Source organism: Nocardia sp. NPDC003999, from assembly GCF_053604885.1.
On sequence record NZ_JBSGIB010000042.1, the window covers coordinates 1 to 11,375 of the forward strand.

The following is an 11,375-nucleotide window of genomic DNA, read 5'->3' on the forward strand; positions in this document are numbered from 1 at the left end:
GCGAGATCATGCATACGCTGCCGCATGCCGCGCAGGTCGCGATCCGTGAATCACTTGACGACAACGACGATACGCAGGTGATGGCATACAACAGCGGCGACCTGGCTAATTATCAAGGTGGTGCTTTCGACACCACCGTGCGACACAACACAACTAACGGGTAACATCTGCGATCGTGAATTCGACCCTGGCGCGATTGCGAACTCCCCTGGAGTCGGGGTTTGCCCAGGCCGGCAACATCTTTGCGCTGCTCCTGGACGTTTTGCGAAAGACTTTCCGCCGCCCCTTCGAGTGGCGGGAGTTCATCGAGCAGTCGTGGTTCATCGCGAGTGTCTCGATCCTGCCCAGCGCGCTGGTCGCGATTCCGTTCGGCGCGGTCGTGGCATTGCAGACCGGCTCGTTGATCAAGCAGCTCGGCGCGGAATCCTTCACCGGCGCGACCAGTGTGCTGGCAACCGTCCAGCAGGCGGCTCCCGTCGTGACGGCCCTGATCATCGCGGGCGCGGCCGGGTCGGCGGTGGCCGCCGATCTCGGCTCGCGGACCATCCGCGAGGAGATCGACGCGATGGAGGTGCTCGGCATCGATCCGGTGCGAAAGCTGGTGGTGCCGCGCGTACTCGGCATGATGCTGGTCGCGCTGCTGCTCAACGGACTGGTGTCGGTTGTCGGCATCGCCGGCGGGTACTTCTTCAACGTCCTGCTGCAGGGCGGCACTCCCGGCGCCTACCTGGCGTCGTTCTCCGCCCTCGCTCAGCTGCCGGACCTGTGGATCGGTGAGATCAAGGCGGCGGTATTCGGTCTGCTCGCCGGCGTCATCGCCGCGTACAAAGGGCTGCATCCCAAGGGGGGCCCGAAAGGAGTCGGTGACGCGGTGAACCAATCCGTGGTGATCACGTTCATGGTGCTGTTCTTCGTGAACCTCATCCTGACCATGGTGTACCTACAGGTCGTCCCCGCCAAGGGTGCCTGACAGATGGCCACGTCATACCGAACCCCGGTCGCCAAGTCCATGCGCCGGGTGGGTGAAGTCGCTCGTATGCCGCTCAACGTCATCGATCGCGCGGGCGAGCAGATGTCGTTCTACTCGCGGGCCATCGCGTGGATCCCGCGGACCGCGGTGCACTACCGCAAGGAAGTCATGCGGCTGCTCGCCGAGGTCACCTTCGGCACCGGCGCGCTGGCGGTGATCGGCGGCACCATCGGCGTCATCGTGTTCATGTCCGGCTCCGTCGGCGTCGTCGTCGGCCTGCAGGGCTTCAAGGCCCTCGACGCGCTCGGTAGCTCGGTGCTCACCGGCTTCCTCACCGCCTACATCAACACCCGTGAGATCGCGCCACTGGTCGCCGCGCTCGCGCTCTCGGCGACGGTCGGTTGCGGTTTCACCGCGCAGCTCGGCGCCATGCGGATCTCCGAGGAGATCGACGCGCTCGAGGTGATGGCGGTGCCCAGCGTGCCGTTCCTGGTCACCAGCCGCGTGATCGCCGGGTTCCTCGCGGTGATCCCGCTCTACATCGTCGGGTTGCTCGGCACGTTCATCGCGTCGCGGACGATCAGCATCTGGTTCAACGGGCAGTCCAGCGGGTCCTACGACCATTACTTCAGTTTGTTCCTGCCACCGGAGGACGTGCTCTATTCGTTCCTCAAGGTGCTGGTCTTCGCGTTCGTGATCATCATGGTGCACTGCTACTACGGGTTCCACGCCACCGGCGGCCCCGCGGGCGTCGGCGTCGCGGTCGGCCGCGCGGTCCGCGCCGCGATCGTCCTGGTGAACGTGCTCGACTTCTTCCTCAGCCTCGCGATCTGGGGCACCACCACCACGGTGCGGGTGGCCGGATGAGCCGCACTCAAACCTGGCGCTCCACCGCGAAGCTGCGTACTCGGGCGCTGGGGATCGCGTTCTTCGTCGTGGTCGCGTTGTTCCTGTGGACCACCATCGCGATCTACAACAAGCAATTCGTGAAGACGGTGGACGTCGATCTGATCACCGACAGCGTGGGCAACGCGCTGACTCGCAACGCGGACGTGAAGGTACGTGGCATCACGGTCGGCGAGGTGCGCTCGAGCAGTTCCGAAGGCGGCGAGGTGACCTTGAACCTGGCCATCAATCCGGACAAGGCGCAGCAGATTCCCGTCAACGCGACCGCGCGCCTGCTGCCCAAGACGCTGTTCGGCGAGCGCTACGTGGACCTGGTGATCCCGGAGCAGCCGAGCCCCCAGCATCTGACCGACGGCGTCACGCTGCACCAGGACGTCAGCGGCAACGCCATCGAGTTGAGCAAATTGCTCGACGATGTGCTGCCCTTGCTCCAGGCCATCCCGCCGCAGGATCTCGCGGCCACGTTGGGCGCGCTGTCCCAGGCGCTGTCCGGGCAGGGCACCGCGCTCGGCCAGACCTTGGACAAGCTCGACGACATCTTCCGGCAGGTCAACGTGGTGCTTCCGGACCTGCGGGCCGACCTGCGCAGTTTCGCCGAGGTGGCGGCCACCTACTCCGACGCGGCGCCGCAGCTGATCCAGGCCCTGGACAACCTGCGCACCACCAACGCCACGATCGTGCAGCGGCGCACCGACATCGACGCCCTGTACGCGACGCTGACGCCGACCTCGGCCACCACCACCGAGTTCCTGCTCGCCAACCGCGACAACATCGTCGACGTGGCGGCCGACTCCCGTCCCGCGCTGGAGCAGCTGGCCTACTACTCGCCGAACTACGCGTGCGCGCTGGCGAACTTCGCGCAGCTGAAGCCGCGCATCGACCGGATCTTCGGCAAGGGCACCGACAACCCGGGTTCCCGAGTGACCATCGAGCTGACCAACACCCGCGGCAAATACCTGCCCAACCAGGACGAACCGCGCTGGCTGGACACCAGGGGGCCGTGGTGCATCCCCGAGATGCCGGTGGGCGTCGATCCCGGCCAGTACACCGGCGGCCCGAACAACGACGGCTCCTACGCCGTCCCGAGTCGTAACCCGGGTGACCAGCAGACCGGTCATCTGGAGCCGCCGCAGTTCGGCGTCCACCCGGCGAGCAAGATGCCGACGATCGCCGGTTCCCCCATGGAGCAGCAGTCGCTCGGCGCGATCTACGGCGCGGCCAACGGTGTCGCCCCGGATCAGGTGCCTGGCTGGGTGACCAGGGTCGGCGCGCCCGCGTTCCGTGGAAGCGAGGTGAGCGTGCGATGAAGCAGCAACTGCGCGGCCTGGGCGGGCCGTTGACCAAGCTGGTCATCTTCGTCGTGGTGACCTTGTTCGTGACCACCGTGCTCGCGTTGTCGATCGCCAACTACAGCGGCGGCGGCACGCATTTCAAGGCCAGGTTCACCGACGTCACCTCGCTCAATCCCGGTGACGAGGTCCGCATCGCGGGCGTGCGGGTCGGCAAGGTCACCGCTGTCTCGATCGTCGACAAACGCCTGGCCGAGGTGAAATTCGACCTCACCGACCGGGACTGGCTGCCCGCGTCGACCACCGCGACGATCAAGTACCGCAACCTGGTCGGCCAGCGCTACATCGCGCTGGAGCAGGGGACCGGGGAGCAGGGACGGAAGCTGAACAAGGGCAGCACCATCCCGCTGGAGCACACCAGGCCCGCGCTGAACCTGACCACGCTGTTCAACGGCTTCCGGCCGCTGTTCCGTACGCTGACCGCCGACGACGTGAACAAGCTCTCCTTCGAGATCATCCAGGTCTTCCAGGGTGAGCAGGGCACGATCCACGATCTCGTCGCGACCACGGCGAACCTGACCAACAAGATCGCCGACAAGGACGCCGTGATCGGTGAGCTGACCCGCAATTTGACCGCCGTGCTGGACACCGTCAATCAGCGTGACGACCAGTTCGATCAGTTGATCGTGAACACCGAAGCGTTGATCAGCGGCCTCAACGCCAATCGCGACACGATCGGCCGTTCGGTGACCTCGCTGGCCAACCTGACCTCGGCGACCTCCGACCTGCTCGTCCCGGTGCGTCCGACCCTGCAAGGGTCGATCGCGGGTCTGAGCCAGTTGACCGGCACGCTCGACGAGCGCCAGGACGAGGTGAACGAAGCGCTGACCAACCTGCCGCTCAAGATGGAGAAGCTCGGGCGCGCCGCGAGTTACGGCTCCTGGTTCCAGTTCTATCTGTGCGGCATCGACATCGTCGTCGGGCCGGGCGCCGTCGACGCGCCGCAGCTCAACCTGCCAGCAGGACTGCCGACGATCAACCAGCCGCTGTACACCAACGCCGCGCCGCGCTGCCACGGGAAGGCTCGCTGATGGATGATCGCATTCTGCTCGGCAAGCGCAGCCCGGCGTTCCTGGGCGCGCTCGGCCTCGCCGTGGTGCTGTTGGTGACGGTGTCGGCGTTCTTCCTGGATCAGCTGCCGATCATCGGCGCGGGGACCAAGTACACCGCGGAATTCCGTGAGGCGGCGGGCCTGAAGAAGGGCAACGAGGTCCGGGTGGCCGGCGTCAAGGTCGGGTCGGTGTCCGACGTCCGGCTCGACGGTGACCGGGTGCTCGTGGACTTCCGCACCAAGGACACCTGGATCGGCAACGACACCACCGCGTCCATTCAGATCAAGACGCTGCTCGGCCAGAAGTACCTCGCACTCGATCCGCGAGGCTCGAAGCCGGCCGATCCCAGTTCACGGATCCCGCTCTCGCGCACGGTCTCCCCGTACGACGTGGTGGACGCGTTCACCGACGCCGCGCGCACCATCGATCAGATCGACACCACCCAGCTGGCCAAGAGCATGCAGGTGCTGTCGGACGCCTTCGAGACGACGCCGCCGGAGATCCGCGGCTCCATCGACGGCGTCGCCCGGCTGTCGGAGACGCTGGCCAAGCGCGATCAGGAGTTGAAGAAGCTGTTCGCCGCGACCAGGCAGACCACGCAGATACTCGCCGACCGCAACGCCCAGTTCGAGCGGCTGCTCGCCAACGGCGGCCAGTTGCTCGCCGAACTGAACGTCCGCCAGCAGTCCATCAGGCAGTTGCTGTCGGGCGCCAAGACGGTCTCCGCGGAGCTGAGCGCGCTCGTGCACGACAACGAGGAGCAGATCGGGCCCGCGCTGAAGAATCTGCGCGCCGCCATCGACCTGCTCAACGACAACCAGCAGAACGTCTCGAAGACGTTGGAACTCGCGGCGCCGTTCTACAGCCTCTACGCCAGTGTGCTCGGCACCGGGCGCTGGTTCGACGCGGTGATCGTCAACGTGGTGCCGCCCGCACTGCCCGAAATCCCCGGCTACCGTCAGCCGATCCGCACCTTGGGAGGTAACTGACGTGGCGGACAACTGGCGTAGCGATCCGGTCGGCGCGGTGCGCGGCTCCAGCCGTGGCGCAAAGGTCGGCATCGCGCTGGTCGTCGTGCTGGCCGTGCTGGTGGCGGTGGTGCTGTGGTGGCTGTTCGACCGGCTGACCACGACCAAGATCACCGCCTACTTCGATCGCTCGGTCGGCATCTACGAGGGCTCGGACGTGCGCATTCTCGGCGTGCCGGTCGGCTCGGTCGCTTCGGTGGAGCCGCAGGGCGATCAGGTCAAGATCGTGATGAGCGTGGATCGCAAGTACGACGTGCCCGCGGACGCGCGAGCCGCGCAGATCACGCCGTCCATCGTGTCGGATCGCTACATCCAGCTCACCCCGGCCTACACCGGCGGCCCGAAGATGGCGCGGAACGCGACCATTCCGCGCGAGCGCACGGCCACGCCGGTGGAAGTCGACCAGCTGTACAAGAGCATCACCGAACTCTCCGACGCGCTGGGGCCCAACGGCGCCAACGCCGAGGGAGCGGTGAACGAGCTGGTGCGCACCGGCGCGGCGAACCTGTCGGGCAATGGCGAGGCGCTGGCCAACAGCCTCACCCAGCTGTCCAGGGCGGCGCGATACCTGTCGGACGCCCGCGGCGACATCTTCGACACGGTCAAGAACCTGCAGGCCTTCATCACCATGCTGGCCCAGAACGACCAGCAGGTCCGGCAGTTCAACACCCAGCTGGCCGACCTGTCGTCCTTTCTCGCCGACGAGCGGCAGAATCTCGGCGCGGCACTGAATCTGCTGTCGATCGCGCTGGGTGACGTCGCCCGCTTCATCGACGACAACCGGGACCTGATCGCGAGCAACGCCGACAAACTGACCCAGCTCACCAAGACGCTGTCGGATCAGCGCAACGACGTGGCCGCCCTGCTGCCGGTCCTGCCGCTGGCGTTGAGCAACCTGATCAACGTGCACAACGCCGAATCGGGCACCCTCGACATGCGCGCGAACTTCCCCGAACTGCAGGACCCGTTCGGCGTGGTGTGCAAGATGCTCGACCTGTCCAAGCTGATGCCAGGCGATCCCAAGTTCGAGGCGCTCGGCAGGCAGATGCGGCCGATCCTCGACCACTGCAAGGAGATCACCGACCAGATCACCTCCGGGGTGCAGACCCCGACGCTGAACCTGCCGTTCGGCATCCTCAGCGGCGAGAACCAGCAGCGCGATCCGGTGCCGGGCACCGTGCCCGGCACGCCGTCGGACCGGCTTCCGCCGTCGCAGGGAGGGGCGCGATGAGCACTCGAATCCGTTCGCTCGTACGCGGTTTCGGCGCGGCGCTGGCGCTCGGCCTGACCGGCGCGCTGATCACATCGTGCGCCTCCGACGGCATCTACAGCGTGCCCCTGCCCGGCGGCGCCGACGTGGGCGAGCATCCGATGCACATCGACATCCAGTTCGACGATGTCCTCGACCTCGTGCCGCAGTCGGCGGTCAAGGTCGAGGGCGTGCCGGTGGGCCGGGTCGAGAAGATCAGCATCGGCAAGGACCAGTGGACCGCCACGGTGCGCACGGTGGTCAACTCGTCGGTGAACCTGCCCGCGAACGCGCGGGCCGAGGTCCGGCAATCGAACCTGCTCGGCGAGAAGTTCATCGAGCTCTCCAAACCCGCCGCCGAGCCGGAGTCCACCCGGCTGGGCGACGGCTCGGTCATCCCGGTCGACCGCACCCGGCACGCCACCGAGGTGGAGCAAGTGCTCGGCGCGCTGTCACTGCTGCTCAACGGCGGTGGCGTCGCGCAGTTGCAGCCGATCGTCACCGAGTTGAACAAGACCCTCGGCGGCCGCGAGGACCGGGTGCGCTCGTTGATCGAGCAGGCGAACACGCTGATCTACGGCCTGAACCAGCAGGTGGACGACATCACCCGGGCGCTGGACGGTCTCGACGTGCTCAGCAGCCGGGTGAGTAAGCAGACCGATCAGATCGGCAAGATCCTCGACGAGCTGCCCAAGGGCATCAAGATCCTGGAAGAGCAGCGCCCGCAACTGGTCGCCCTGCTCGCGCAGCTGGACCGGCTCGGCGAGGCAGGCTTCGACGTGCTGAACACCGCGAAGGACGACCTGATCCGCGACCTGACCTCGCTGCGGCCCACGCTGCAGGAACTGGGCCGGTCGGCGCCGGATCTGGTCACCGCGGTTCCCTTGATCCCGACCTACCCGTTCCCCGATTCGGCGCTGGAGAGCACCTTCGGCGGCAGTGTGAACACGTGGTTGTCGGTCGACCAGCAGATCGGCGTCACGCTCAGCAACCTGGGTGTGGGCAAACCCGATCCGGTGTACATCCCGCCGGTCGGTCCGCCGGTGCCGGTGAACCCGACCAACCCGTACTACAACGGCAACGGTCCGCGTCCGGGCTGGCCTACGGTGTCGATCCTGCCGCTGCCGCCGCTGATGGCGCAGCCGCCCGCGCCCGGCGTGCCCGGTCCGGTCGGGGCGATTCTCGAGCAACTCGGCGTAGGGAGTGGTCCGCGATGACACGTCTGGTGCGGTGGCAGCTCATCGCGTTCGTGGTCATCGCGGTGCTCGGCGTCGTGTACGTCGGCGGCAAGTACATCCGGCTCGACCACATGTTCGGGCTCAACCAGTACACGGTGAAGCTGCGCGCGGCGCAGACCGGCGGCATCTACAAAGGCGCCGAGGTGACCTACCGCGGCGTCCCGGTCGGCCGGGTCGGTGAGCTGGAACTCACCGGTGAGGGCGTGGTGATGAACCTCGTCATCGACTCGAGCGCACCGAAGATCCCGGCGTCGGCGAAAGCCGTGGTGGCCAACCGGTCCGCGATCGGTGAGCAGTACGTGGATCTGCAGCCCGATTCGGACGCCGGCCCGTTCCTGCGGGACAACTCGGTGATCACCTCGGCGACCCTGCCGGTATCGGTCGAGCAACTGGTGTCCAGCGTGGACACCTTCGCCAGCTCGGTGGACCTGACAGCGCTCAACACGACGGTGCGCGAACTGGGCAAGGCGTTCGACGGCAAGGGCGACGATCTGCAGGTGCTGATCGACTCGCTGAACAAATTCACCGAGACCTTCCATCAGACGCTGCCGCAGACCATCCAGCTGGTCCGCGACGGCAGGGTCGCCCTCGGCACGCAGGCCGAGCAGTCCGCGCAAATCCGCGAATTCAGCGACGGCCTGGACAAGCTCACCGCCCAGTTGCGCTCCAGCGACCCCGACGTGCGCAGGCTCATCGGCACCGGAACCGACGCGGGCGAGCAGATCGGCGCGCTGCTCGAGCAGAGCGGCGGCTCGCTCACCCAGGATTTGTCCAATCTGCGGCTGTTGTTGCAGGCGATCTCACCGAAGTTCTACGCGATCAAGCCGTTGCTGCAGATGCTCCCGCAGCTGTCGATCGGCGGTTCCTCGACCGCGCCCGGCGACGGGACCAGTCACTTCGGCCTGGTGCTCGAGACCAACAATCCGCCCGCCTGTACGGTGGGCTACGAGGGCACGCATCGGATTCTCGAACAGATGAAGGCGCAGAACCCGAACTTCGACGACACGCGCGACGAGTTCCCGTTCAACAAGGACGCCAAATGTCTTGTGCCGTTCGGTAATCCGACCGCCGTCCGGGGTGGCGAACGAGCCGATCTCGCCGATCCGGCCATCGTCCAGCCCTGGGACTCCAACCCCAAAACCGATCCGGAAAAGCTGAACCTGACTCCGGTGGCCGTGCAGTTGTCGACCCTGCTGGGGGTCACGCCGAAGCGGTGACCAGGAGCAATGACGTTAGGGTGTCTCGCGTGAGTGACTGGAGCGAGCGAACCACGGGCATGCCGTGGAGCGCGACCGAGCCGACCGACGGCGAGGCGCTGTCGTGACCGCCGATCTGACCAAGCGGTCCGATGCGGCGGCGCCGGACGCGCCGGACACCGTGACGACAGCGGCGGAAACGCCCACCGCGCAATCCGACGCCGGTGATCGGAAAGTCACCGATCGGGCAGGCGTCGAGTCCGCTCGCCCCGGTGGTGCGTCCGTGCTCAGCCGGGTGGTCCTCGTCTGCTCGGCCGTGCTGCTGGTCATCGCTTTGGTCGGCGCCGCATGGTTCGGCGCGGGCTGGGTACGGGCCGCGTTCACCGACGGCCCGCGCGCCGAGGCCAGGGACACCGCCCTGGACGCCGCGCGCCAAGCCGCGCTCAACATGACCTCGATGAACCTGGACGACGTGCCCGGTTCGCTGGCGCTGGCCCGGTCCTCGATGACCGGAGCGTTGCTGGACTCGGCCACGAAGAACAAGGACCAGGCGGAGCAGATGGCGCAGCAGAGTGGGGTCGGGATGACCTCGAAGGTGCTCGGCTCCGCGCTCACCTCGCTCAACAGCGAGGAGGACAAGGCGTCGGCGCTGGTCGTGCTGCAGGTCACCGAGAAGGGCAAGGACAAGCCGCCCGCCGACTACCGCTACACCTGGACCGTGGACCTGGCCAAGGACGGCGAGGTCTGGAAGGCCGAGCAGATCTCCTCGCTCAGCCAGCCGGTGTTGCTGAGCGGCGGGCCCGCCGCGCGGCCGACCGCGCCCGCGGCCGACCAGCCGCCCGCCGCGCCGAAGCCGGGATCGTAGGAGGACACCCATGACGTCTCGCCGACCGGTCAACCGGGTCACCTCCAAGCGCAGGCCCGGCGCGGAACCGCCCCGTACCGCGTCCTCGCGCGCCGAACGGCCCGCACAAGCCCGCAAACCGCGTGTGGCGGGCGTTTCCCGGCCCGCCGCGGAATCGGACAACCCCCGCGCCGAACAAAGCTCTGCGGGTGCCTCTCGATGGCGCGAGATCATCTCGCGCGGCAAGGACCGTCCGCGGCGCACGACCGGACGGCCGCGCTGGGGTGTCAGCGCGGCCCTGCTGATCGCCGCGCTCCTACTCGGGGGTTTCGCGTGGCTCGCCGCGCAACAGCCCGGCGTGGACACGTCGAATCAGGCCTACGTGGACAACGAGGCCACCCAAGAGGTGCGCGCGGCCGCCGACAACGCGCTGCGGACCGTCTACGCCTATGACGTGAAGAAGATCGACGGCTATCGGGACACCGCGAAGCAGGTGCTCACCGGGAAGATGCTCGCCGATCTGGACAAGTACGCCGACACCACTATTTCGGCGGTCAAGCAGGCGCAGACCAGTGCCGATGCAAAAGCCGATCCGATTGCTGTGACATTGCTCACCGACGATCGCGCCGAGTTGATCGTCAATCTGGTGGTGAGCGCCACCAAGGACGGCGTGGCGCAGCAGAGCGTCTCGGGCCCGGTTGTCCTGCACATGCAGAAGGTGGGCGGTCGCTGGCTGGCCAGCGACATCGTGGACCAGTAACGGCTACCACATCGGCCGGGATGACGCAGCGCGGCAGGCGATCTCGCCGGCGCCCCGGCCGGGCCTGCCACTTGACGAGTTTCGCCCGAACCGTCACGCTATTCACAACAGCGGCAGCTGTCACAGTGGCTTCCAGTGCACCGTGGGTCAGGACGCAGCCAGCGGATTCGGCCCGGCGCGGCAGCCATGCGGACGATCACACGGGTGGTACTTTGACACCCCCGTGTACTTGGGTGTAGGTTTGGACGTTGCGCTGGCTGCCTCCTGTCCATACCTCGATTTGCACACGTAAGTTCACCCTTCCGGTGTTACTTCCGTTGTTGCCTGTTCGAGTTTCGTTCGGGTAGTAACCAGCGGAATTCGTAGCAGACAAGCGACGGTCGCGGACCACCACGCGACGCGCATGAGGTGCTGGAAGGACGCATCTTGGCAGTCTCCACCCAGACCAAGGCAGTTGCCGGAATCCCCGGAGCCCCGTTGCGGGTGTCTTTCGCGAAGATCCGTGAACCCTTGGAGGTGCCCGGGCTTCTCGATCTACAAACGGAATCGTTCGCTTGGCTGATCGGTTCGCCGGATTGGCGTGAGCGCGCGGCGGCTCGCGGCGACGTCGGCCTAGTCGGTGGCCTCGAGGAGGTACTCGAGGAGCTTTCTCCGATCGAGGACTTCTCCGGCTCCATGTCCCTGTCCTTCTCCGATCCGCGCTTCGAAGAGGTCAAGGCCTCGATCGATGAGTGCAAGGACAAGGACATGACGTATGCGGCTCCGTTGTTCGTGACGGCGGAG

General features: G+C 66.7%; 10 protein-coding genes and 1 pseudogene. All 11 read left to right on the top strand.

What is annotated here, in order from left to right:
• Nucleotides 1-175: 175 nt before the first annotated feature.
• The gene (locus ACWESM_RS36305; protein ID WP_355072047.1) at nucleotides 176-970 is read left to right on the top strand and encodes an MlaE family ABC transporter permease; all 795 of its coding nucleotides are present in this window, start codon (nucleotides 176-178) and stop codon (nucleotides 968-970) included.
• Between the two features lie 3 nt (nucleotides 971-973).
• Nucleotides 974-1,837, top strand: coding sequence for an MlaE family ABC transporter permease (locus ACWESM_RS36310; RefSeq protein ID WP_355072049.1), 864 nt, complete (start codon nucleotides 974-976; stop codon nucleotides 1,835-1,837).
• Nucleotides 1,834-3,183, top strand: a complete 1,350-nt coding sequence (locus ACWESM_RS36315; RefSeq protein ID WP_364439596.1) for an MCE family protein — start codon at nucleotides 1,834-1,836, stop codon at nucleotides 3,181-3,183. Before ACWESM_RS36310 ends, ACWESM_RS36315 begins: the two co-directional genes overlap by 4 nt.
• Nucleotides 3,180-4,256, top strand: coding sequence for an MCE family protein (locus tag ACWESM_RS36320; protein WP_355072053.1), 1,077 nt, complete (start codon nucleotides 3,180-3,182; stop codon nucleotides 4,254-4,256). The genes ACWESM_RS36315 and ACWESM_RS36320 overlap by 4 nt, the downstream gene beginning before the upstream one ends.
• On the top strand, nucleotides 4,256-5,266 hold the full coding sequence (locus tag ACWESM_RS36325) for an MCE family protein (RefSeq protein WP_355072054.1): 1,011 nt from the start codon (nucleotides 4,256-4,258) through the stop codon (nucleotides 5,264-5,266). Before ACWESM_RS36320 ends, ACWESM_RS36325 begins: the two co-directional genes overlap by 1 nt.
• Before the next feature lie 37 nt (nucleotides 5,267-5,303).
• Complete coding sequence (locus ACWESM_RS36330) at nucleotides 5,304-6,536, top strand: MCE family protein (RefSeq protein WP_356970018.1); 1,233 nt, start codon at nucleotides 5,304-5,306, stop codon at nucleotides 6,534-6,536.
• Nucleotides 6,533-7,771 (top strand): MCE family protein, encoded by a 1,239-nt coding sequence (locus ACWESM_RS36335; RefSeq protein ID WP_355072056.1) that lies wholly within the window; start codon nucleotides 6,533-6,535, stop codon nucleotides 7,769-7,771. The genes ACWESM_RS36330 and ACWESM_RS36335 overlap by 4 nt, the downstream gene beginning before the upstream one ends.
• On the top strand, nucleotides 7,768-9,009 hold the full coding sequence (locus ACWESM_RS36340; protein WP_355072058.1) for an MlaD family protein: 1,242 nt from the start codon (nucleotides 7,768-7,770) through the stop codon (nucleotides 9,007-9,009). Before ACWESM_RS36335 ends, ACWESM_RS36340 begins: the two co-directional genes overlap by 4 nt.
• A gap of 103 nt (nucleotides 9,010-9,112) precedes the next feature.
• Nucleotides 9,113-9,853: a hypothetical protein gene (locus ACWESM_RS36345; protein WP_452495692.1), complete on the top strand. Its 741-nt coding sequence runs from the start codon at nucleotides 9,113-9,115 to the stop codon at nucleotides 9,851-9,853.
• A 10-nt stretch (nucleotides 9,854-9,863) separates the two neighbouring features.
• A complete protein-coding gene (locus tag ACWESM_RS36350) occupies nucleotides 9,864-10,592 on the top strand; it encodes a hypothetical protein (RefSeq protein WP_452495694.1) in 729 nt (242 codons plus the stop codon).
• A 408-nt stretch (nucleotides 10,593-11,000) separates the two neighbouring features.
• Nucleotides 11,001-11,375: pseudogene (locus ACWESM_RS36355) on the top strand (DNA-directed RNA polymerase subunit beta); the annotation flags it as partial.